The organism is Shumkonia mesophila, assembly GCF_026163695.1.
GTDB lineage: Bacteria > Pseudomonadota > Alphaproteobacteria > Rhodospirillales > Shumkoniaceae > Shumkonia > Shumkonia mesophila.
Genome location: NZ_JAOTID010000002.1, coordinates 505,089 through 526,821, shown reverse-complemented (window position 1 = coordinate 526,821; position 21,733 = coordinate 505,089). Strand labels below are relative to the sequence as shown.

Here is a 21,733-nt window from a genome sequence, read left to right as displayed (position 1 = left end):
GTTTTCCAGCTCTGCAAGGGAACGATGAAAACCTATTCGGCGAAACCGTCGGACGTAGAGCGCAAATGGTTCGTGATCGATGCGGAAGGCCTCGTCCTCGGACGGCTGGCCAGCATCATCGCCATGCGCCTGCGCGGCAAGCATAAAACCATGTTCACGCCGCACATCGATTGCGGCGACAACATCATCGTCATCAACGCCGAGAAGGTGCACCTGACCGGCCGGAAGATGTTCAAGAAGGAATACTTCTGGCATACCGGGCACCCGGGCGGCATCAAGTCGCGCACCGCCGACGAGGCGCTGGCCGGCAAGCGGCCCGAGTTCGTCATCAAGAAGGCGGTCGAGCGCATGCTTTCGCGCAACCCGATGGGCCGCCAGCAGATGAAGAAGCTGTTCGTTTACGGGGGTCCCGAGCATCCCCATGCCGCCCAGCAGCCGGAAGCCCTGGACATCGCGGCGATGAATCCGAAGAACAAGAGGAGTGCGTAAGGCATGGCCGAGGATGTGAAGACCCTCGAGGACCTGAAAGAGGCCATCGAAGGCCGGACGGCCGCCGTTGCGCCGAGGAAGGCCGAGCCGCAGCCGCAAGCCGCACTGCCCGAACCCAAGATCGACGCCCAGGGGCGCGCCTATGCCACGGGCCGGCGCAAGAACGCCATCGCCCGCGTGTGGATCAAGCCGGGTGCGGGCCGCATCACGGTCAACGGGCGCGACGTCCAGGTGTACTTCGCCCGGCCGGTACTGCGCATGATCATCAACCAGCCGTTCGACACCGCCCAGCGGAGCAGCCAGTACGACGTGTTCTGCACGGTGACGGGAGGCGGGCTGTCCGGACAGGCCGGCGCCGTCCGCCTCGGCATCAGCCGGGCGCTCACCTATTTCGAGCCCAACCTGCGCGGCGTGCTGAAGAAGGGCGGTTTCCTGACCCGCGATTCGCGCGCCGTCGAGCGCAAGAAGTACGGCCGCGCCAAGGCCCGCCGCAGCTTCCAGTTCTCGAAGCGCTAGACCGCCAGCGGTCATCGCACGAAAAAGGGGCCCGCCGATCGGCGGGCCCTTTGCTTTTCGGCGGGCGTCCTGCCGGGTTACTATGACCGGTGCGGCGTCTTCCCGAACAGGATGTGCGAGAGGCCTATGGCAAAGATTTCCCTCGTTCCCGTCATGGCCCTGCGGGGTTTCGTCCTCTCCCTGGCCACGGCCTCGATGGCCGCGGCCGCCGAGCCCGCCATCTGGCAACCGACCCCCGGGGAAACGGCGCGCGTGGCCCAACGCCTCGACGCCAACTGGGCGCGGCTGTTTCCCGACGGCAACCTGCGGCCGCGGGCCATTTGGCTGGGATCTGCTCAATGTCATCCTCGACGGCCTCGCCGTCGGCACCGCGCCCGAGCGCATCGAACGGGCCGTGGCGGCGCTGGCCGACCTTCAGGATACCGATTCCGCCAGCAAGTCCTATGGCAACGTCCGCTGGTATCATGGCGATGCGACGGTGGTCGACTACAACGGCGTGGAGTTCACCACCCGTATGGCCATGGTCGCCTGGATTCTTTTCCGCGAGCGCATGGCCGAGCAGCCGCGCCAACGTCTCGAAAGCCTGCTCCGCTTGGCCCGCACGGGGATCGTCAACCACAAGGTCTCGGTCGCCTACACCAACATCTACCTGATGAAGGCCTGGAACCTGATTGCGCTGGGCGAACAGTTCGACGATCCCAAGCTGGCCGAGGAAGGCCGTTCGCACCTGCGCCAGTGGCTGGCCTTCACCGCCCGCGTCGGCATTACCGAGTACCTGAGCCCCGACTACTACTACGTCGATCTCGAAAACCTGGCCCTCATCGCCAACCTGGCCCGGAGCGAGGAGGCGCGAGCGCTGGCCCGCCGCGGCCTCGACATCGTGTGGACGGACGTCGCCCTCAACTGGTACCGGCCGGCGGAGCGCCTGGGCGGCCCGCACAGCCGCAGCTACAACCGGCTATTCAACAGCGGCCGTCTCGATGATTTCGCCGCGCGCGCCGGCTGGACCGCCGGCGGCCAGAGACGCCGTTTCGGGCCGTTCGCCGACGCCGCCTGGGTTCCGCCCTCGGCCATGGCGCGGCATTGGTGGGACGCGCCGCGCCCGCGCTTCGTCACCGCCCGCTTCGGCGAGGCGCCTCACCGGCGCTATTCGCATTATCTCGGCAACGGCTTTTCCATCGCCTCGGCGGAATCGCATTCCACGCATCACGACAACGCGCTCCTGATGATCAATCTCGGCGGCGGACGCGACGTGCCGGTCATCAACGCCTTCATGGACGGCCGCCGCGACCACTACGGTCTCAACCGCACGCTCGAGGCGGGCTCGGGCCATATGAAGGCAATGCACCTGGCACCTTTCATCGCCAGCGTCCAGAACGGACCGGAGGTGCTGTTCGTCGCCGCCGTCCAGGATGGCCGCGGCGAGCTGACCGCCCAGGAAACGGTCATCACCCTGCCGGCCGACGCCGACTACTGGCTCGACGGCCGTCCGCTCGACGTGTTCCGGAAGATGAGTGCCTGGCGCCCCGAGCCCGCTCCGGACGGCGGCCGCACCACCATCGCCATCGGGCGGCGCGACGGGCGGATCGAAGTGGCCGTCGGCGACGGCGACGAGACCGCGGGCGTCGGCCTGGCCCACTACGCCGCCGCCGAACCGGGGGCCACCTACCGCCTGCGCGCCACGCTGCAAGGGGGCCCCTTTTCGCTTTACCTCAACTTCCTCGACGCCGACCGCCGCCTGATCGGCCGCGAGACCATCAAGGCGGTGCCGGGCGGGCCGGGATTCTCGGTTTATGACCATAGCGCCGTAGCGCCGGTCGGAACCGCCTGGTGCAAGGCGTGGCTCTATTCGCCCATCACCGCACGGACGGAGGCGAGGGTGAGCGACCTCCAGTTCGAGCGGTTGGCAAAGGATGCCGGCAAGACGCCCGAGACCCTTGCCCGCTTCGATTTCCAGCCCTACGTCGCCCAGGAGATCCCGATTCCCGGGGGCTCGACGCTGGTGATTCGCCGCCAGGACGCGGCGGCGGCGTTGCGGCCACTGGGGGCCTGGGACATTGAGCGCCGGCTGGTGCCCTTCGTCCTCGTCAACGACGGGCTGGCGCATCGCGCGCTCCGGCTCACCGCCACCCATTCCCCTGTGCGCACCGAGGGAAGAGGCGTCGCGACGCTGTGGGCCCACGCCGCCGAGGGGTTGGCCGACGAGGCCGCCTTCACCGCGTTCATGGGCACGGTCCAGGCCATCCGCAGCCGGGTGGCGCGCGACGGCGATAAGATCGACGTCAGCGTGGACGGCGTTTCCGGCCCCTTAAGGGTCGTCGCCGACATCGCCGGCGAGCGCCGGCTCGTCCGCCAGGGGATGCCCGCCGTCGACCCCGATGCGGCGCTCGTCGTGGACGGAAAGCGAATCGAGCGTCTTCCTACCCCCTGAAACTCAAGGTTCACGTGCAAGAAGCGGATGGACCGGCCCACCGCCGGAAGGCAGACTGCCCGACCGACCGACTGGAGAAGCCGCCCGATGCCGTTGAACGCCTGGATCATGCTGGTGACGCTCTCGATCGTCTGGGGCGGTTCGTTTTTCTTCAACGCCGTCCTGCTGGCCGAGCTCAGCCCCTTCGGCGTCGTCTTCGGGCGGGTGCTGATCGGCTGCCTGGTCCTCTACGCGGTCCTCAGGATGCAGGGGCTTACGCTGGCCCTGGCGCGCCACTGGCGGGCCTTCCTGGCGATGGGCTTCCTCAACAACTTCATTCCCTTCACGCTGATCGCTTCCGGCCAGACCTTCATCGACAGCGGGCTGGCCTCGATCTTCAACGCGACGACGCCGCTGTTCGGCGCCATCCTGGCCTTCTTCCTGGTCCGCGACGAGAACGTGACGGGCAAAAAGCTGGTCGGTGTGGTCCTGGGCGTCGCCGGAGTCGCCGTCCTGTTCGGCATCGGCTCCGCCAATCCGGCCGGTCCGGACACGCTGACCGGCGGCGCGATGGTGATGCTGGCCTCGCTGTCCTACGCCATCGCCGGCCTTTTCTGGCGGCGCTTCCCGACCATCCCGCCGCCGGTGGCCGCCTGCGGCATGCAACTGGCGTCTTCGCTGATGTGCCTGCCGCTCGCCGCCTATCACGACGGAGCGCGGTTTCTTCATCTGTCGGCCGGCGGAGTGGCGAGCCTGCTCGGCATCGGCGTGCTTTGCAGCGCTTTCGGTTTCATCCTCTATTTCCAGGTCCTGCGGACGGCCGGCGCGGTGAACGTGCTGCTCGTCACCCTGCTCATCCCGGTCAGCGCCTCGCTCCTCGGCGCCCTGTTCCTGGGAGAGGCCATCACCGCAGTGGAGATCGCCGGCATGGCCGTCATCGGCCTCGGGCTGCTGGTGGTCGACGGCCGCCTGCCGGCCTTGTTGCACCGCCGTCTGACGGGGGGCGGCAATTGAACGGTTGATTTTTGGCTGGTTTTCGTGGATGTCCTTGCGCATCTCTTTGGTCCCCGAAAGGGGCAGTGACGGAACGGAGGCGACGAACCATGACGCCCAAGGTGTTCATCGACGGAGAGGTCGGCACCACCGGCCTGCAGATCCGTGCCCGGCTGGCGGGGCGGAAAGACGTCGCCCTTGTCAGCCTGCCCGAGGCCGAGCGCAAGGACACGGCCCGGCGCCGCGACGCCATGAACGCCGCCGATCTCGTCATCCTCTGCCTGCCCGATGACGCCTCGCGCGAGGCGGTGACCCTGATCGATAATCCGGCCACCCGGGTGGTCGACGCCAGCAGCGCCCATCGGGTCGCCGACGGCTGGGTCTATGGCATGCCCGAATACGACGCGGGCCAACGCGCCGCCATCGCGCAAGCCAAGCGGGTGACCAATCCGGGGTGCTACGCCATCACTGCCGTCTCGATGCTGCATCCCCTGGTGGCGGCCGGTCTTGTGCCCGCCGACTTCCCGGTCACCATCAACGCCATCTCGGGTTATTCGGGAGGCGGCAAGAAGATGATCGCCAGCTTCGAGAACAAGGCGGCGCCGGATTACACCGAGGTGCCATTCCGCGTCTACGCGCTGGGGCTTGAGCACAAGCACACCGAGGAGATCCGCAAGTGGGGCGGCCTCGATCACCGGCCGCTGTTCGTGCCCAGCGTCGGGCGCTTCCGCCAGGGCATGATTGTGCAGGTTCCGTTGCAGCTGTGGGCGCTGCCGGGCGCGGTCACCTCCGAGGCGGTGCACGCGGCGCTGGCCGCCCATTACGCCGGGCAGCGCTTCGTCAGGGTGGCGGCGCTCGAAGAGACGGCGGCGATGAGCGGACTGGAGCCGGAAGCCGTGAACGGCACCAACGAGCTTCGTCTTCACGTCTTCGGCAACGCCAGGCGCGAACAGGCCGTGGTCGTGGGACTGATCGACAACCTGGGCAAGGGCGCCTCGGGTCAGGCGGTGCAGAACGTCAACCTGATGCTCGGCCTCACGGAAGAGGCGGGCTTGGACGGCGTCGTCAACCCGGCCTATTGAGCCTCAGCAGCCGGGCCCGAAGCAGTCGTCGTTGCTGCTGCTCAGTGGATCGCGCGTCGGGATCAGTTCCCACATGGCGCTGGCGATCATGTGGCGGAAGCGGGGATCGTTGGGCGAGGACACCGCCGGGATGCTGATGTCGACGTCGGAATAAAGGTCCGACTCCACGCAGAAGGCGACCTCGGCGCGCAGCTTGCCGGCCTCCGCGGCGGCGGTCGGGATGGCGGTGGGATTTCCGCACAGAGACCTTGGGTGCATGGCCGTCGGCGTATTGAAGGCGACGACGACGCGCTGGTTGTGGTCGGCTTTCGGCCCCGGATTGGTCGAGAATTGCGTCATCGGCCCATTGTGATTGCCCAGCATGGCGTCCGTCACCACGCGATCCAACACGTCCTTGGAAACGGGGAAGGGGTTGCCGACGACGACGGCCAGCATCTCGCCGCGACCGGCGCTATAGCGAAAAAAGCTGTCGGAATTGGGGCGATGCAGCTCGCTCGTCATGATCTCGCCGGTACAGGCGGTAGCAACGACCGCCACCGCGGCAAGGGCCGCCATGGGACGAAGCGCCATCATCTCACGTCTCCTGAATGCCCGAACTCAGCTCGGTCCGATCCACGCTCAGATAGGCGGCGGCGCCCCGAAACGGAAGTGCGGCCGACGATCATGACGCAAATTTAATGCTCACACATCGAGGTTGTCGACGAACTGGGCGTGCTCCTGGATGTAGGCGAAGCGCAATTCCGGCTTGCGGCCCATCAGGCACTCCACCAACTCCGCCGTCGCCTCGACGGCGGCGGCGTCATCGCCGGCCTTGAGGTCGGGCACCGTGACCCTGAGAAGAATGCGCCTGTCGGGGTTCATGGTGGTCTCACGCAACTGCGCCGCCGGCATCTCGCCCAAGCCCTTGAAGCGGCTGATCTCGACCTTGGCGTTGTCGCGGAACGTCCGCATGATCTCGTCCTTGTGCGCGTCGTCGCGCGCATACACGGTCTTGCCGCCTTGGGTAATCCGGTACAGGGGAGGCATCGCCACGAAAAGATGACCGTTTTCAATAAGTTTTGGAAGTTTCCTAAAGAAAAACGTCATTAAAAGAGTGGCGATGTGGGCGCCGTCCACGTCAGCATCGGTCATGATGATGACGCGCTCGTAGCGCAACGCCTCCTCGCGGTAGGCATCGCCGACGCCGCAGCCCAGGGCCTCGACAAGGTCGCTCAGTTCCTGGTTCTCGCGGATCTTGTCGACCGAGGCGGAAGCCACGTTAAGGATCTTGCCGCGCAACGGCAGCACGGCCTGGGTTTGGCGGTTGCGGCCCTGCTTGGCCGAGCCGCCGGCCGAATCGCCCTCCACCAGGAAGATCTCGGTGCCGGCCGCCGAATTGTGGGTGCAGTCGGCCAGCTTGCCGGGAAGACGCAGCCGCCGGGTCGCCGACTGGCGCTTGAGCTGCTTGTCCTGGCGCTTTTTCAGGCGGACGTCGGCCCGCTCGATGATGCTGGCCAGCAGCGCCTCCGCCATCGCCGGGGCAGCCGACAGCCAATGGTCGAAGTGGTCGCGCACCGACGCCTCGACCAGACGCGAAGCCTCGGGCGAGGACAGCCGCTCCTTGGTCTGGCCCTGGAACTGGGGATCGCGGATGAACACCGACAGCATGACGCAGGCGGTGCCCATAACGTCCTCGGGCGTCACCTTGGCCGCCTGCTTGTTGTTGACCAGATCGGCATAGGCCTTGAGGCCCTTGATCAGGGCCGAGCGCAGCCCCTGCTCGTGGGTACCGCCCTGCGGCGTCGGCACCGTGTTGCAGTAGGAATTGGCGAAGCCGTCCTCGTCGTCGGCCGGCCAGGCGATGGCCCATTCGACGCGCCCGGATTCGCCGTTGAGCTTGGCCTGCCCGGCGAAGGGAGTTTCCGTCACCGTGCGGCGGCCTTCCAGGGCGCCGGCCAAGTAGTCGCCCAGCCCGCCGGGGAAATGGAAGGTTTCCTGCGCCGGAATCGGATCGTTGGCCTTGAGCAGGGCGGGATCGCAGGACCAGCGGATTTCGACGCCACGGAAGAGAAAGGCCTTGGAGCGGGCCAGGCGGTAGAGCTGGGCCGGCCGGAAATGCACGGCATCCCCGAAGATCTGGGGATCGGGATGGAAGGTGATGGTGGTGCCGCGCCGGTTCTGGACCGCGCCCAGGTCCTTGAGCTGCGTCTTCGGCTGGCCGCGCTGGTAGAGCTGCTGCCACAGCCGACGGTCGCGGGCGACCTCGACGGTAAGCTCGTCGGACAGCGCGTTGACCACCGACAGGCCGACGCCATGCAATCCGCCCGACGTCTCGTAGGCCTTGCCGCCGAACTTGCCGCCCGAATGGAGCGTGGTGAGGATGACCTCGAGCGCCGACTTGTTCTTGTACTTGGGATGGGGATCGACCGGGATGCCGCGGCCGTTGTCGCGCACCGTCACCACGTCGCCGGCCTGCATTTCAATGTCGATGCGGTTGGCGAACCCGGCCACCGCCTCGTCCATGGAATTATCCAGGATCTCCGCCACCAAGTGGTGCAGCGCCGTCTCGTCGGTACCGCCGATGTACATGCCGGGGCGCCGGCGGACCGGCTCCAGCCCCTCCAGGACCTCGATGTCCTTGGCCGAATAGTTGGCGTCCTGCGGCGTCGCGAATTGAAAAAGATCGTTCATTCACCGTTTCCCGGAAAGTCCATGGCAGTCGCCTCGCCAGATTGGGGCTTGGCGGCTTTCGCAAGCGTGATACAGTACCGGCTTGACGGCAAACTCACAAGATATTGTGGCGAAGGAGCCCGTTTCCGCCATGCGCGACGACCCCTCGACCCCCCACGGCGAACTGACCACCCGCACGGTGGCGATGCCGCGCGACACCAATCCCAGCGGCGACATTTTCGGCGGCTGGCTGATGTCGCAGATGGACATCGCCGGCGGCGCCTGCGCGACCAGCCGGGCCCGCGGCCGGGTCGCCACCGTCGCGGTGGAGGGCATGGTTTTTCACGCGCCGGTCCATGTCGGAAACGTGCTGTGCTGCTATGCCGAAATCAAGAAGGTGGGCACCACCTCGATCACCATCCGCCTCGAAGCCTGGGCCCTGCGCCAGGATACCGGCAAGCGCGTCAAGGTCACCGAGGGGATCTTCACCTACGTGGCGCTGGACGCCGCCGGCAAAAAGCGCCCGGTCCCGCCGGAAGCGTGAGGCCGGGGCGGGCAGGGGAATGGCTCAGCCCACCAGCAGCCATACGTAGGCGGCCGCAAAGCAGAGCGTCAGCGACGAGAATTCCGAAACCCTAAGCCGCAAGGCCATCGCACCGTCCTCCTGGGTGGCTGGAAAGAGAACAAAGCATATAATAAACAAGAACAAAATAGCAACATATTTCTTGCATGGCCGAAAACCGCCGGCTCTCACGCCAACGTGTGTGGCCGGACATGCGAAAGGTTCCCATACCGGAAAGGGATAAACCGGGAGGACGTGCCAGATGAAAATCCTGCCGACCGCCACCCTTGGCGGAACCCTGTTAGCCACCGCGACCTGGGCCGGACAGGCCGACGTGGTGGAAGCCATGGCGTATCGGGAAGGGGGTGGAACCTATCGGTTCGAGGTCGCCGTCCGCCATGACGACACGGGCTGGCAGCATTATGCCGATCGCTGGGACATCCTGACCGCCGATGGCACCATCCTGGCCAGCCGGGAACTGCTGCATCCCCACGAGGACGAGCAGCCTTTCACCCGATCCCTCGGCGGCGTGCGGGTCCCCGCCGCCGTTCGCCAGGTGCAGATCCGCGCCCACGACAAGGTGCACGGCAACGGCGGCAAAACGCTGACCATCGACCTTCCGTGAAGCCGGACGTTCGTCGACGGGGCGGGCGAAGCTTTTCCGCGAGGCGTCGGGGTGCTAGGTTGGCCCGACCTTCCGCTCCCACCGATGCGAGGCTCCATGGCCGATCCCGAGCCCTCGTCGGCTGTCCACGATCAGCCTTCCCCGAGGGCCCTCTTCGAGCGCTTCCCCAGGATGGCAGCCGGTCCCCTGTTCATGCTGGCGGCGGCACTGGGATCGGGATGCCTGGCCGGTGTCGTGCGCCATCTTTCGGCCGACCTCCATCCCTTCGAGATTGTCTTTTTCCGCAACCTGTTCGCCTTCGTCGTGCTGGCCCCCTGGCTGCTGCGCGTCGGCTGGGAGCCCTTGAGGACCCACCAGATCGGCGGACACGCGCTGCGCGCCTTCCTCAACCTCGTCGCCATGCTCACCCATTTCTACGCGCTGGCAATCACGCCGCTCGCCAAGGTGGCCTCGCTCGGCTTCGTATCGCCGCTGTTCGCCACGCTTTTCGCCGTGCTGTTCCTGCACGAGAGACTACGGACACGGCGGCTGGCCGCCCTGCTCGCCGGCCTCTTCGGGGCGCTGATCATCATCCGGCCGGGCACCGAGGCGATGAGCCTTGGCGCCCTGTTGGTGCTCGTCTCTGCTGCCGTCTGGGGCCTGGCTCTGATCGTCATCAAGCGGCTGTCGCGCACCGATTCGTCCTTCACCATCGCCGCCTATGCCGGGCTGCTGATCACGCCGTTCTCGCTCATTCCGGCGCTGTTCGTCTGGCAATGGCCGGAGCCGGCCACCTGGGGATGGCTGATCGGCGTCGGCGCCATCGGCGCTGCGATGCACATGGCGGGTGCCCAGGCCTTTCGGCTGGCCGACGCCACTGCCGTCCTGCCGGTCGATTTCACCAAGTTGGGGTGGGCAGCCATCATCGGCTACGTCTTCTTCGGCGAGGTGCCGGAACTTTGGGTCTGGATCGGCGGCGCGGTCATCTTTGCCAGCACCGTCTACATCGCCTATCGCGAAAGCCACAGCGCCGCGCCAGAGGGCCCCGCCGGCCCTTCGATACCCACCTGACCGGCGGCCGTTACAGCCGAGGGTGTGAAGGGCGCACACCGAGGGCGGCCAGACGATCGCCGAGACGGGCCAACTGGGACAGCTTCTCGCGCGCTTCCGCCTGCGCCCTGGCGACCAGGGTTTCGTCGCCGGCCTTTTCCGCCACAGCCATCATGAAATCGTAGGATGCCTCGACCCGGCGGGCCTCGTCTTGCACCAGGCCGCGCAGATCCCCATGCGGCGTGGCGACGGCGGCTTCCTCCGCCGGCGCGCCCCCTGGCAGGCGCGCCGCCTCTTCACCGATCAGCGTGAGGAACAGTTCGGCCGTAACGGCGTCGCCTGCCGCTTCCGCCGCCCGCGCCGCGTTCCGCCACCGGCCCACGGTGTCCAAGGCCGCGTCGCGGCAGCGGCGCTCGAAGGCGCCGAGGCTGGCCGGAATCTCCTCGACCGGACTTTCGGCCGCCGGTTCGGGGTGCTCCCGGCGCCACGCCCGCCGGCGTTCCAGGCGCAACAGGGCGACATGATCCAGTTCCTCGCGGGCCATCGCCTCGGCATAGGTTCGTACATCCGGATCCGACGTCTTGGCGGCGATGTTGGCGTAGAAGGCAAACGCGCGTTCCTCGTTGCCGGCCGCCACGACCAGAATCCGCCACGGCGTCGCCAAAAAATCGCCGCCGGCTTCGGCGAACTGCTGTTCCGTCAGGGTTTCCGGCATGTCCCAGCTGAAATGGAAAGGCGCCGACGGCACGATGCCACGGCGGCCGGCCCACGCGCCGAGGCCATCCTCGTGTCCGCTTTCCTCCTTTTCGAGCCTTCGGAAAAGGGTGGCGAGGGAACCGTTGCCCTGGCGCTCCATGCGGCCGGCGAGGTCGGCGTAGCGGGTGGCCGCCTCGTGCTCCATCGCGGTGGCGATGGCGAAGAGATCCTCGATCGTCTTGACCTCGGGAACCGTCGAAAACGTTACCGTCCGCTGGCCGGCCATCGGTCCTCCATCGACTTCACCCCGTCCGACCATAGCTACCCCCGGTTGACGGTGTCGTTGACCTTGATCAAGGCGGTGAACCTTGTACCATGGCAAATATTATCCTACTTGTTCGCTCTACAATAGGGACGGGGCAATGCGCGGCCGGCCAAAACTACCGAAAGCCCTGTTCGTCATATGGTTGACGATTTTAGTCGGTATTTCAGCGGGAAGCGCCGACGCCGCCGAGATCGGGCGCTTCCTCGAAAAGGCCGCGCCGGCCGAACTGGTTCCCGGCGCCGACCGGCTCGGGCCGGCCAAGGCCGATCCGCCGGTCATCCCGGCCTATCGGGGCGACGAGCTGGTGGGTTACGTCTTCCTCAATTCCGACATCGCCAATTCGGTCGGCTATTCCGGCCGGCCCATCCAGATCCTGGTCGGATTGACGGTCGAGGGAAAAATTTCCGGCGCCAAGCTGGTCGCCCACCACGAGCCCATCGTCCTCGTCGGCATCCCCGAAGCCAAGATCGTCGCCTTTCTTGCCGGCCTGGTCGGGTATGACGCCGTTTCGATGACGGTGCCCGCCGGAAGCCGCGGACCCGACATCATCAGCGGCGCCACCGTGACGGTCCTGGTCATCCAGGACAGCGTCACCCGCGCCGCCGCGCAGGTGGCGCGCAAGCTCGGCCTCGGTGGCCAGTCGATGGCGCAGAAAGAGGCGGGACCGCAGCGGTCCATCGATACCGGCAAAAGCGGGACCGAAGACTGGCAGACCCTGCTGGGCGACGGCAGCGTCAGGCGCCTGCACCTGACGGTGGGCGACGTCAACGCGGCGTTCGAGAAATCCGGCGATGCCGAGGCGACCCGCCGTCCCGCCGCCGGCGCCGCCGAGGACCCCTTCGTCGATCTGTACGTCGCCCAGGTCAGCGTGCCGACCATCGGCCGTTCGCTGTTGGGCGAGGCCGAGTACGCCAACCTGAAGCAACGCCTTAAGGAAGGACAGCAAGCGATTCTGGTGGCTGGCGTCGGGGCCTATTCCTTCAAGGGATCGGGCTATGTGCGGGGCGGCATTTTCGACCGCATCCAGATCAACCAGGACACCATCACCGTCCGCTTCCGCGACCGCGACCATCACCGTCTGCGGGCGCTGGGCGCGGCCGGAGCGCCCGCATTTCCCGAGATCGGCGTCTTCACGGTGCCGACCGATGCCGGGTTCCAGGCGGCGCTGCCGTGGCGGCTGGGGCTTCTGGTGCAGCGGGCGACCGGGGCGCTGTCGAAAGTCTTCGTCACCTTCGAAGTCAGCTATGCGGTGCCGGAACCCTACCTGACGCCGCTGCCCCCGCCGCAGCCGGCGCCCAGCAGCCCGAAGACGGCAGCCGCGCCCCAGGACGGCGGGCGCACGGCGCTGTGGAAAAGCATCTGGGAGAACAACCTGCCCAGCATCGCCGCCGGCCTTTTCGGCATTCTGACGCTGACGGCGATCTTCTTCTTCCAGTCCCAGTTGGTGAAGCGGCCCAAGCTGCTCGACATCGTGCGCCTGAGCTTCCTCACCTACACCCTCGTCTGGCTCGGCTGGTGGATGAACGCCCAGCTTTCGGTCGTCAACGTGCTGGCCTTCAGCAACGCGCTGGCCACGGATTTCAGCTGGGAATACTTCCTGATGGATCCGCTGGTGTTCATCCTGTGGTTCGCCACGGCCGCCGCCCTGCTGTTCTGGGGGCGCGGCCCGTTCTGCGGCTGGCTGTGTCCGTTCGGCGCCCTGCAGGAACTAACCAACCGCATCGCCCGCACGCTGGGCGTCAAGCAGTGGCGGGTACCGTGGGGCCTTCACGAGCGGCTGTGGCCGATCAAGTACATGATCTTCCTGGGGCTGTTCGGGTTGTCGCTCTACGACCTGGCGCTGGCCGAGCGGCTGTCGGAGGTCGAGCCCTTCAAGACGGCGATCGTGCTCAAGTTCGTGCGCGACTGGCCTTACGTTATTTACGCCGGGTTGCTGCTGGCGATCGGGCTGTTCGTCGAGCGCTTCTTCTGTCGCTACCTGTGCCCGCTCGGCGCCGCGCTGGCCATCCCCGGGCGCGTGCGCATGTTCGAATGGCTGAAGCGCTGGCCCGAATGCGGCAGCCAGTGCCATCGCTGCGCGCACGAATGTCCGGTCCAGTCGATCCATCCCGAAGGGCACATCAACCCCAACGAATGCATCTACTGCCTGCATTGCCAGGAACTCTACTTCGACGATCACCGTTGTCCGCACAACATCACGGTGCGTCTGAAGCGGGAGCGCCGCACGGCCCTCTCGCGCCGTCCCGGCGACGGCGAAACGCCTGCCGACGGTCTTGCGGCGAAACCGCTCGCCGCCCGGCAAGACTAGGGATTACCGCCATGAAACGGAGGACGAAATGACGATATCCAACAATAAGAATTCCGGCGTCTCGCGCCGGGCCTTGCTGGGCACCACCGCCAAGACCGCAACCCTGGCCGGGCTGGCGGGCGCCGCCGGCATCGGCGGACTGGGCGCGCTGACGGCAGGCAGCCGTCCGGCCCTGGCGCAGGAACGCCCTTCCATCGAGGTCAAGCCCGGCCAGCTCGACGAATATTACGGCTTCTGGTCGAGCGGCCAGTCTGGAGAGGTACGGATTTTCGGCGTCCCCTCGATGCGCGAACTGATGCGCATCCCGGTGTTCAACATCGACAGCGCCACCGGCTGGGGCACCACCAACGAAAGCCGCAAGATCCTGACCGAGGGGCTGCTGCCGGAAACCCGCCAGTTCCTGGCCGACAAGGGCGGCATCTGGAAGAACGGCGACGCCCATCATCCGCATATGTCGTTCACCGAGGGCCGCTACGACGGCCGTTACATCTTCATCAACGACAAGGCCAACACCCGTGTCGCCCGCATCCGTTGCGACGTCATGAAGACCGACAAGATCATCGAGATCCCGAACGCCTCGGACATCCATGGCTTGCGGCCGCAAAAGTTCCCACGCACCGGGTATATCTTCGCCAACGGCGAACACCGCGTGCCGATCCCCAACGACGGCCGCGACCTCAACGATCCGACCAAGTACCACGCCATCTTCACGGCGGTGGACGGCGACGCCATGAAGGTTGCCTGGCAGGTCATGGTCGACGGCAACCTCGATAACGTCGATGCCGACTACCAGGGCAAATACGCCTTCTCGACCTGCTACAACTCGGAAGAGGCGGTCGATATCGCCGGCATGACCGCCAACGAGCAGGACTGGGTGGTCGTCTTCAACATCAAGCGCATCGAAGAGGGCCTCAAGAAGGGCGACTTCAAGGAGATGGGCGGGGTGCCGGTGTTCGACGGCCGCCACGGATCGCCCTATACCGCCTACATCCCGATCTCGACCAGCCCGCACGGTATCAATACGGCGCCGGACCAGATCCATGTCTGTATCAACGGCAAGCTGTCGCCCACCGTCTCGGTGATGGACGTGCGCAAGCTGGACGACCTGTTCGACGGCAAGATCCAGCCACGCGACGTCATCGTCGCCGAACCCGAACTCGGCCTCGGCCCGCTTCACACCGCCTTCGACAACCGCGGCAACGCATACACCACGCTGTTCCTCGACAGCCAGATCGCGAGGTGGAACATCGACAAGGCGAGGCGCGCCTTCGCCGGTGAAAAAGTCGACCCGATCATGCAGAAGCTCGACGTCCACTACCAGCCGGGCCACAACCACTCCTCGATGGGCGAGACCCTGGACACCGACGGCAAATGGCTGGTTTCGCTCAACAAGTTCTCGAAGGATCGCTTCCTCAACGTCGGCCCCCTGAAGCCCGAGAACGACCAGTTGATCGACATCAGCGACGACAAGGAAATGCGCCTTGTCCACGACGGCCCCACCTTCGCCGAGCCGCACGACTGCATCATCGTCAAGGCCGATCTCCTCAACCCCAAGTCGGTGTGGGACCGCGACGACCCCATGTTCGCCGATACGGTGGCGATGATGAAGGCCGACGGCGTCGATCCGGAGGCGGCCGAACACGTCTTCCGCGACGGTAACAAGGTCAGGGTCTACATGCACTCGACCGCGCCGCAATTCAGCCTCAGCGAATTCACGGTGCAGGAAGGCGACGAGGTGACGCTGGTGGTCACCAACATCGACGAGGTCGATGACCTGACCCACGGGCTGACCATCGCCAACTACGGCATCGCCTTCGAAATCGCCCCCATGCAGACGGCATCGGTCACCTTCAAGGCCGACCGGCCGGGAGTGCACTGGTACTACTGCATGTGGTTCTGCCATGCGCTGCACATGGAAATGCGCGGTCGCATGCTGGTGGAACCGAAGAAGCGGGCATGACCCGTAAGCCTCCCCTCGCGCTGATGCTGGTGGCCCTCGCGGCCGCCGGCATCGGCCTTGCTCCGGCCCGGGCGCAAACGGTGGTGCCGCTAGCCGACCGCGCGGACTTGGCGGCCGCCGTCGCGGCGGCGGCCGCCGGCTCGACGCTGCGTCTGGCCGCCGGCGTCTACCGGGGACCGGTAATGGTCGATCGGCCCCTGACGCTGGAAGGCGAACCGGGGGCCATTGTCGAGGGGGTGGGACGGGACAGCGTCATCGTCGTCAAGGCGCCCGGCACCGTCATCCGCGGCCTGACCATCCGCGGGTCCGGCACCAGCCTGGCCGGCGAGGATGCCGGCATCTTCGTAGAAAAGACGGCGACGGGGACGCTGATCGAAGGCAATGTCATCGAAGGCAACCTGTTCGGCGTCTTCCTCAAGGGATCGGCGGCCACCGTCGTGCGGAACAACCGCATCGCCGGCCGCCAGGACCTGCGGATGAGCGAACGGGGCAACGGCGTGCACCTGTGGAACGCCCCGGGCGCCAAGGTCATCGCCAACGACATCCAATGGGGCCGCGACGGCATTTTCGTCACCACGTCGGAGCGCAACGAGTTCGCAGAAAACCGCTTCTCCGACCTGCGTTTCGCCATCCACTACATGTACACCAACCGATCGACCGTGCGCGACAACGTGTCCATCGGCAACCACGTCGGCTACGCCCTGATGTTCTCCAAGGACATCGAGGTCCTGCGCAACCTCTCGCAGGGGGACCGCGACCACGGGCTTCTGTTCAATTACGCCAACGACAGCACCGTGGCGGGCAATGCCGTCATCGACGGCGGCGAGAAGTGCGTCTTCATCTACAACGCCAACAAAAACGTCTTCCGTGGCAACCACTTCCAGGGCTGCGGCATCGGCATCCACTTCACCGCCGGCTCCGAGCGCAACACGGTCAGCGGCAACGCTTTCATCGGCAACCGCTTCCAGGTGAAATACGTCGGCAGCCGCGACCTGGTGTGGACGGAGGGCGGTGCCGGCAATTATTGGAGCGACCAGCCGTCCTTCGATCTCAACGGCGACGGCATCGCCGACCAGCCTTACCGCCCCAACGGCCTGATCGACCACATCCTGTGGCGGGTGCCGCGCGCCAAGCTGCTGCTGACCAGCCCGGCGCTGCAGGTCCTCAAACAGGCGCAGGCGGCCTTTCCGGCCATCCTGCCCGGCGGCGTCGTCGACACCGCGCCGCTGATGCGACCGCCTTCCGTCGCCGCCGTGCCATCCAAGCCGAGGGACCCGTCATGACCTCCGTCATCCGCACCCTAGACCTCGCCAAGCGCTACGGCGCGGCGACGGCATTGGACGGCCTGACCCTCGATGTGCCGGAAGGGGAACTGCTGGCGTTGCTGGGCCACAACGGCGCCGGCAAGACCACGGCGATGAAGCTGTTGCTCGGCCTGACCCGGCCAAGCGCCGGCGAGGCCTGGGTGCTGGGCGCCCGGGCAGGCACGCCGGCGGCGGTGGCGCTTCGCCGCGCCATCGGCTTTTTGCCCGAGAACGTCACCTTCGGCGACGCCATGACCGGCATCGAGGCGCTCACCTTCTACGCCCGGCTGAAGGGCGAGAGCCGCACCGCCGCCCTCGACCTGCTCGAACGGGTCGGCCTGGCCGAGGCGGGCGGCAATCGCATCCGCACCTATTCCAAGGGCATGCGCCAGCGCTTAGGCCTCGCCCAGGCCCTGCTCGGGCGGCCGCGCCTGCTGCTGCTCGACGAGCCGACGACCGGGCTCGACCCCGTCCTCAGGCGCACCTTCTTCGGCTTCATCGAGGACCTGAAGAAGGCCGGCACCACCGTCATCCTGTCCTCGCACGTGCTGACCGAACTGGAGATGCGTACCGACCGCATCGCCATCCTCAGACACGGGCGCCTCGTCGCCTGCGACACCTTGGACGGCCTGCGCCGGCAGGCCGGGCTGCCGGTGCGCATCCGCGTCAAGGCGCCACCCGAGTACGCCGATTCCCTGGCCCGCGCCGCCGGGCCAGGCAGCCGGATCACCTTCGTCAACGGCCGCACCGTCGAACTGGCGGTAGAGGCGGGGGACAAGATGGCGGCGGTGCGCAGCCTGGCGGACGGCATCCATGGCGTCGAGGATATCGATATCCTGCCGCCCAGCCTGGAGGAGATCTACGCCGTGTTCGGCAGCCGGGAGGCCCAGTCATGAGGATCGCGCTCATCATCGCCGACAAGGAAATCCGCGAGGGGCTGCGCAACCGCTGGGTCGCCGCCGCCACGCTGCTGCTGGCGGCCCTGGCCCTGGCGCTGGCCTTCGTCGGCAGTACCCCCACCGGCGAGGTGGCGGCCGGGCGCCTGACGGTGACGGTGGTGTCGCTGTCCTCGCTCTCCATCTATCTGCTGCCGTTGATCGCGCTCCTGCTGGCCTTCGACACCATCGTCGGCGAAGCCGAACGGGGCACCCTGCTGCTGACGCTTGCCTATCCGGTGTCGCGCGGGCGGGTCATTGTCGGCAAGTTCCTCGGCCATGCCGCCATCGTGACGTTCGCCACCGTCTTCGGGTTCGGCGCCGCAGCGGTGGCGATTGCCGCAGTGGCGGCGCCGTCGGCCGCTGAATGGCGGGCCTTCGCGGGCCTCGTCGGGTCCTCGGTGCTGCTGGGATGGGTGTTCCTGGCCATCGCCTATGTCATCAGTGCGGCGGTCCGCGAGCGCTCGACGGCGGCCGGCATCGCCATCGTGGTGTGGCTGTTCATGGTGCTGCTCTACGACATGGGGTTGCTGGGCCTTCTGGTGGCGACCGGCGGGCAGGGAGTGGTAGGCGACATCACGCCTTTCCTGTTGCTGGCCAACCCGTGCGACGCCTACCGCCTGCTGACGCTGGCCGGGTTCGACACCGCCGGCAGCCTGACCGGGTTGGCGGTGGCGACCGAGGGAATGTCCCCGGCCTCGCCGTTGGCCGCGCTCGTCGTTTGGACGCTGGCGCCCCTGGCGGCGGCCTGGGGCCTGTTCAAGAGGAAGGAACTATGAAGCGGCTCGCCTTCGCCCTGACCGCCCTGCTGTTGCTGGCCGGGTGCGATGATGGCAACCAAACGGCGGCCAAGCCGCCGCCGGTCGTCCCCGACCGCGAGGCGGTCACCCACTTCGGCCAGATGATCCTCCTCGACCACCAGGGACCGAAGGTGCAGATCTTGTTGAAAAGCGCCGCCGAAAAAGGCGGCGGGCCGCTATGGTTCCCGTCGGTGCGCGACGCCGTGGCCTTCACCAAGCTGCCCGACGAGCCCAAGGACATCGTCGCCATCTACGTCACCGACATGGCGCGCGCCGAAAGCTGGGACGATCCCAAGGTGTGGATGGACCCGGCGGAGGCCTTCTTCGCCATCGGCAGCGACGTGCGCGGCGGCATGGGAGCGCCGGAGGCCGTGCCCTTCTCGGTCCGCGACGCCGCCGAGGATTTCGTCCGCCGTCGGGGCGGACATATCGTCCGCTGGAAGGATATTCCCGAGGATTACGTGCTGTCGGACGCCGCCGAAACGATGGGAGCGGGCGGGGGGATGCCTTCCCATGGTCATGGCGCGGCCCACGCCGATCTTTCGGATCTGACCCAGCCCGGCGCCCTGTGCACCACCGGAGGGAGCCCCGCGAAATGACCACCCTGTCGCGCCGTCGCTTCATCCGCATCGCCGTCGGCGGCGCCGCCGTCGCCGCCCTGGCGGGACTGCCGGCGGCCCGGGCCTCCGTCCCCTTAAGCCGCTGGAAGGGCGTGGTGCTGGGTGCCGAAGCCGAGATGGTGCTGCCGGCCGCCGAGGCCGGCCGCCTGATCGCCCTGACCCTGGCCGAGGTCGGCCGCCTGGAAAGGATCTTCAGCCTCTATCGCGGCGATTCGGCGCTGATCCGCCTGAACCGCCAGGGGGTCCTGGAATCGCCGCCCATCGAGCTGGTCGAACTGCTGGCCCGCGCGCAGGCCGTTTCCGCGGCCAGCGGCGGCGCCTTCGATGTGACGGTCCAGCCCCTGTGGGAAGCCTACGCCGCCCACTTCTCGCGCGCGGCCGCCGATCCGGCGGGGCCGCCGCGCGCCGTCATCGAGGCGGCGCTGGCCCGGGTCAACTGGCGGGCCGTCGAGGTCGATCCGGCGCGCATCCGTTTCGCCAAGCCGGGCATGGCCGTCACGCTGAACGGCATCGCCCAAGGCTACATCACCGACCGGGTGGCCGAGCGCTTCCGGGCGGAGGGCTTCGACAACATCCTGCTCGGCCTCGGCGAAACCCGCGCCCTCGGCGCCCATCCCGACGGCCGCCCGTGGCAGGTCGCGGCTGGCGACGGGGAGGGGGCCATCCCGCTGGTCGAAGGCGCAATCGCCGTCTCCGCCGCCGACGGCACGCCCTTCGCGCCCGACGCCGCCGCCAACCACCTTTTCGACCCGCGCAGCGGCAACCCCGCCGGCACCTATGCCTGGATCGGTGTCGAGGCGCCGACGGCGACCGAGGCGGACGCCTGGTCGACGGCCTTCTCGCTGATGCCGCTGGACAGCATCCGCGCCGCACTGCCGGGAACCGCCATCCGCCGGGTGCGGCTGCGCGCGCAGGGCAGAGCCGCGACCATCACATTTTAGCCATCATCGCCTTATAGATGGAAACCCTCCGCCGACCGCATCGGCGACTTCACCTTGACATGGCGGGAACACTCCCCGACCATTGCAACCACGCATCAGGACCCGTGGACGAACCGATCGGGTGCCGGACCTTCAAGCCCATTTTGCAGGAGCGTCACCGTGATCGAAGCCCTCGTCCGCACATCGACCCGCCGTGTCAGCATCGCCATCCGGCGGCGCGTCAAACCCTGGTTGTTCGCACACGAGCTTTTCCGCGGGCCGGCATCGGTGGGAGCCGTCTGCCCGAGTTCCGCCCGTCTGGCGCAACGCATGGCTTCCCACGTTTCACCAGACGGAGAAGGGCTGGTCGTCGAACTGGGAGCCGGTACCGGGGTGGTGACGCAAGCCCTGCTCGACCGGGGAATTGCCCCCGAACGGCTGGCGGTGATCGAACGCTCGCCGGCCTTCGTGCGCCATTTGCGGGCCCGCTTTCCCGACCTTGCGGTGATCCTCGGCAGCGCCACCGAACTGGCCGATCTGCTGGAGCACGCCGGCCCGATCGACGCCATCGTTTCCAGCCTGCCGCTACGCAGCCTGCCGGCCGACGACGTGACGGCCATCGTCGGCCAGTGGCGCCACCTGCTGGCAACGGACGGCGTGGCGGTCCAATACACCTATGATCTGCGCGACTGCGGCCGGCTGGCCACCCACGGCTTCGCGGTGCGCGCCAACGAGATCGTCTGGGGCAACCTGCCGCCCGCGCGGGTGTTTGCCTTTGAACGCCGCCCGAGAACCGACGGCGCGGCCGGTCAGCGCACGGCGCGGCGGAAACGGACGGTCGATACCGCCATCGCCACCGCCGCCTGCACCGGATCGACCACTGGAATCCCCAGCGCCTCTTCCAGGGGCCGGCGGTGACGGGACAGACCCGCGCAGCCGAGAAGCAGAACGTCGGCACCGTCCCGGTCACGCAAAGCGGTTCCCACCTCGACCAGACGCCCGAAAGTATGTTCTCCCTCGGCGCTCTCGGCGACCGACAGGTCGAGCGGCCGCTCGCCGGCCAACCGTTCAACCAGACCCAACTGGCACAAATAGCGGAGATGCCGTTTGATGGACGCCGTCTTCAGCGCCAAAACGCCGTAGCGCTCCCCCAGGCTCAGGGCCAGCGAGATACCGCAGGACTGGATGCCGAAGACGGGTTTCGGTGTCGCCTCGCGGCAGACGTAAAGCCCGGGATCGGAATAGCAGGCGATGACGAAGGCGTCGGCGTCGTCTCGCTCGAGGATCAGCTTGCGCAACGGCGGGGCGACCATCGCGACATGGAGTTCCGACTCGATCCCGAGCGGCCCCTCGGCAAGGGTTTCGCACACGATTTCCGGACCGTCGGCAAAGCGCAGGGGCTCCAGCTCGGCCGAGAACAGCTCGGTCACCGCCTTGTTGGAATTGGGGTTGATAACGACAACCCGGCCCCGTTCGCTCTTCATGATCGTTCCTCCTCAGGTCTTTGTTC

Annotated in this window: 20 protein-coding genes; 16 read left to right on the top strand and 4 right to left on the bottom strand. The window is 67.1% G+C overall.

The window, feature by feature from the left end:
• Positions 1-24 precede the first annotated feature (24 nt).
• The 5 genes from rplM to argC all read left to right on the top strand — a co-directional run bounded on the left by rplM (position 25) and on the right by argC (position 5,490).
• Complete coding sequence (rplM, locus tag ODR01_RS05735) at positions 25-489, top strand: 50S ribosomal protein L13 (RefSeq protein WP_316976651.1); 465 nt, start codon at positions 25-27, stop codon at positions 487-489.
• 3 nt (positions 490-492) lie between these two features.
• Positions 493-1,005, top strand: coding sequence for a 30S ribosomal protein S9 (rpsI, locus tag ODR01_RS05730; RefSeq protein ID WP_316976650.1), 513 nt, complete (start codon positions 493-495; stop codon positions 1,003-1,005).
• Between the two features lie 394 nt (positions 1,006-1,399).
• Positions 1,400-3,436 carry a hypothetical protein gene (locus ODR01_RS05725; protein ID WP_316976649.1) on the top strand — a complete coding sequence of 679 codons (2,037 nt, stop codon included), beginning with the start codon at positions 1,400-1,402 and terminating at the stop codon, positions 3,434-3,436.
• An 87-nt stretch (positions 3,437-3,523) separates the two neighbouring features.
• A complete protein-coding gene (locus tag ODR01_RS05720; RefSeq protein ID WP_316976648.1) occupies positions 3,524-4,429 on the top strand; it encodes a DMT family transporter in 906 nt (301 codons plus the stop codon).
• 89 nt (positions 4,430-4,518) lie between these two features.
• Positions 4,519-5,490, top strand: coding sequence for an N-acetyl-gamma-glutamyl-phosphate reductase (gene argC / locus ODR01_RS05715; RefSeq protein ID WP_316976647.1), 972 nt, complete (start codon positions 4,519-4,521; stop codon positions 5,488-5,490).
• A gap of 3 nt (positions 5,491-5,493) precedes the next feature.
• On the opposite strand, the gene ODR01_RS05710 is transcribed toward argC, so the two are convergent.
• Complete coding sequence (locus ODR01_RS05710) at positions 5,494-6,063, bottom strand: hypothetical protein (RefSeq protein ID WP_316976646.1); 570 nt, start codon at positions 6,061-6,063, stop codon at positions 5,494-5,496.
• A 108-nt stretch (positions 6,064-6,171) separates the two neighbouring features.
• Positions 6,172-8,160 (bottom strand): DNA topoisomerase IV subunit B, encoded by a 1,989-nt coding sequence (gene parE, locus ODR01_RS05705; protein WP_316976645.1) that lies wholly within the window; start codon positions 8,158-8,160, stop codon positions 6,172-6,174.
• Positions 8,161-8,290: 130 nt separating this feature from the next.
• Between parE and ODR01_RS05700 the strand changes: the two genes are divergently transcribed.
• The 3 genes from ODR01_RS05700 (at position 8,291) to ODR01_RS05690 (ending at position 10,376) form a co-directional block, all read left to right on the top strand.
• Positions 8,291-8,683: an acyl-CoA thioesterase gene (locus tag ODR01_RS05700; protein WP_316976644.1), complete on the top strand. Its 393-nt coding sequence runs from the start codon at positions 8,291-8,293 to the stop codon at positions 8,681-8,683.
• A 280-nt stretch (positions 8,684-8,963) separates the two neighbouring features.
• Positions 8,964-9,326, top strand: coding sequence for a hypothetical protein (locus ODR01_RS05695; RefSeq protein WP_316976643.1), 363 nt, complete (start codon positions 8,964-8,966; stop codon positions 9,324-9,326).
• A gap of 171 nt (positions 9,327-9,497) precedes the next feature.
• The gene (locus ODR01_RS05690) at positions 9,498-10,376 is read left to right on the top strand and encodes a DMT family transporter (RefSeq protein WP_316976642.1); all 879 of its coding nucleotides are present in this window, start codon (positions 9,498-9,500) and stop codon (positions 10,374-10,376) included.
• A gap of 10 nt (positions 10,377-10,386) precedes the next feature.
• On the opposite strand, the gene ODR01_RS05685 is transcribed toward ODR01_RS05690, so the two are convergent.
• The gene (locus tag ODR01_RS05685) at positions 10,387-11,337 is read right to left on the bottom strand and encodes a ferritin-like domain-containing protein (RefSeq protein ID WP_316976641.1); all 951 of its coding nucleotides are present in this window, start codon (positions 11,335-11,337) and stop codon (positions 10,387-10,389) included.
• Between the two features lie 181 nt (positions 11,338-11,518).
• Between ODR01_RS05685 and ODR01_RS05680 the strand changes: the two genes are divergently transcribed.
• From ODR01_RS05680 to ODR01_RS05645, 8 genes are all read left to right on the top strand, one after another.
• On the top strand, positions 11,519-13,684 hold the full coding sequence (locus ODR01_RS05680) for a 4Fe-4S binding protein (protein WP_316976640.1): 2,166 nt from the start codon (positions 11,519-11,521) through the stop codon (positions 13,682-13,684).
• 28 nt (positions 13,685-13,712) lie between these two features.
• Complete coding sequence (nosZ, locus tag ODR01_RS05675) at positions 13,713-15,644, top strand: TAT-dependent nitrous-oxide reductase (RefSeq protein WP_316976639.1); 1,932 nt, start codon at positions 13,713-13,715, stop codon at positions 15,642-15,644.
• Positions 15,641-16,927, top strand: a complete 1,287-nt coding sequence (locus tag ODR01_RS05670) for a nitrous oxide reductase family maturation protein NosD (RefSeq protein WP_316976638.1) — start codon at positions 15,641-15,643, stop codon at positions 16,925-16,927. The genes nosZ and ODR01_RS05670 overlap by 4 nt, the downstream gene beginning before the upstream one ends.
• On the top strand, positions 16,924-17,844 hold the full coding sequence (locus tag ODR01_RS05665; RefSeq protein ID WP_316976637.1) for an ABC transporter ATP-binding protein: 921 nt from the start codon (positions 16,924-16,926) through the stop codon (positions 17,842-17,844). Before ODR01_RS05670 ends, ODR01_RS05665 begins: the two co-directional genes overlap by 4 nt.
• Positions 17,841-18,662, top strand: a complete 822-nt coding sequence (locus ODR01_RS05660; protein ID WP_316976636.1) for an ABC transporter permease subunit — start codon at positions 17,841-17,843, stop codon at positions 18,660-18,662. Before ODR01_RS05665 ends, ODR01_RS05660 begins: the two co-directional genes overlap by 4 nt.
• Complete coding sequence (locus ODR01_RS05655; protein ID WP_316976635.1) at positions 18,659-19,282, top strand: nitrous oxide reductase accessory protein NosL; 624 nt, start codon at positions 18,659-18,661, stop codon at positions 19,280-19,282. The genes ODR01_RS05660 and ODR01_RS05655 overlap by 4 nt, the downstream gene beginning before the upstream one ends.
• A complete protein-coding gene (locus ODR01_RS05650; RefSeq protein WP_316976634.1) occupies positions 19,279-20,244 on the top strand; it encodes an FAD:protein FMN transferase in 966 nt (321 codons plus the stop codon). The genes ODR01_RS05655 and ODR01_RS05650 overlap by 4 nt, the downstream gene beginning before the upstream one ends.
• A gap of 159 nt (positions 20,245-20,403) precedes the next feature.
• Positions 20,404-21,141: a class I SAM-dependent methyltransferase gene (locus tag ODR01_RS05645; RefSeq protein WP_316976633.1), complete on the top strand. Its 738-nt coding sequence runs from the start codon at positions 20,404-20,406 to the stop codon at positions 21,139-21,141.
• On the opposite strand, the gene ODR01_RS05640 is transcribed toward ODR01_RS05645, so the two are convergent.
• Positions 21,033-21,707, bottom strand: a complete 675-nt coding sequence (locus ODR01_RS05640) for an aspartate/glutamate racemase family protein (RefSeq protein ID WP_316976632.1) — start codon at positions 21,705-21,707, stop codon at positions 21,033-21,035. The two genes, ODR01_RS05645 and ODR01_RS05640, sit on opposite strands and share 109 nt — an antisense overlap.
• Positions 21,708-21,733 lie beyond the last annotated feature (26 nt).

What these genes read in the sequence shown, in the direction of transcription:
- rplM (WP_316976651.1), top strand. Translation starts at nt 25, where the DNA reads ATGAAAACCTATTCGGCGAAACCGTCGGACGTAGAGCGCAAATGGTTC.
- rpsI (WP_316976650.1), top strand. Translation starts at nt 493, where the DNA reads ATGGCCGAGGATGTGAAGACCCTCGAGGACCTGAAAGAGGCCATCGAA.
- ODR01_RS05720 (WP_316976648.1), top strand. Translation starts at nt 3,524, where the DNA reads ATGCCGTTGAACGCCTGGATCATGCTGGTGACGCTCTCGATCGTCTGG.
- argC (WP_316976647.1), top strand. Translation starts at nt 4,519, where the DNA reads ATGACGCCCAAGGTGTTCATCGACGGAGAGGTCGGCACCACCGGCCTG.
- ODR01_RS05710 (WP_316976646.1), bottom strand. Translation starts at nt 6,063, where the DNA reads ATGATGGCGCTTCGTCCCATGGCGGCCCTTGCCGCGGTGGCGGTCGTT.
- parE (WP_316976645.1), bottom strand. Translation starts at nt 8,160, where the DNA reads ATGAACGATCTTTTTCAATTCGCGACGCCGCAGGACGCCAACTATTCG.
- ODR01_RS05700 (WP_316976644.1), top strand. Translation starts at nt 8,291, where the DNA reads ATGCGCGACGACCCCTCGACCCCCCACGGCGAACTGACCACCCGCACG.
- ODR01_RS05695 (WP_316976643.1), top strand. Translation starts at nt 8,964, where the DNA reads ATGAAAATCCTGCCGACCGCCACCCTTGGCGGAACCCTGTTAGCCACC.
- ODR01_RS05690 (WP_316976642.1), top strand. Translation starts at nt 9,498, where the DNA reads ATGGCAGCCGGTCCCCTGTTCATGCTGGCGGCGGCACTGGGATCGGGA.
- ODR01_RS05685 (WP_316976641.1), bottom strand. Translation starts at nt 11,337, where the DNA reads ATGGCCGGCCAGCGGACGGTAACGTTTTCGACGGTTCCCGAGGTCAAG.
- nosZ (WP_316976639.1), top strand. Translation starts at nt 13,713, where the DNA reads ATGACGATATCCAACAATAAGAATTCCGGCGTCTCGCGCCGGGCCTTG.
- ODR01_RS05670 (WP_316976638.1), top strand. Translation starts at nt 15,641, where the DNA reads ATGACCCGTAAGCCTCCCCTCGCGCTGATGCTGGTGGCCCTCGCGGCC.
- ODR01_RS05665 (WP_316976637.1), top strand. Translation starts at nt 16,924, where the DNA reads ATGACCTCCGTCATCCGCACCCTAGACCTCGCCAAGCGCTACGGCGCG.
- ODR01_RS05660 (WP_316976636.1), top strand. Translation starts at nt 17,841, where the DNA reads ATGAGGATCGCGCTCATCATCGCCGACAAGGAAATCCGCGAGGGGCTG.
- ODR01_RS05655 (WP_316976635.1), top strand. Translation starts at nt 18,659, where the DNA reads ATGAAGCGGCTCGCCTTCGCCCTGACCGCCCTGCTGTTGCTGGCCGGG.
- ODR01_RS05650 (WP_316976634.1), top strand. Translation starts at nt 19,279, where the DNA reads ATGACCACCCTGTCGCGCCGTCGCTTCATCCGCATCGCCGTCGGCGGC.
- ODR01_RS05640 (WP_316976632.1), bottom strand. Translation starts at nt 21,707, where the DNA reads ATGAAGAGCGAACGGGGCCGGGTTGTCGTTATCAACCCCAATTCCAAC.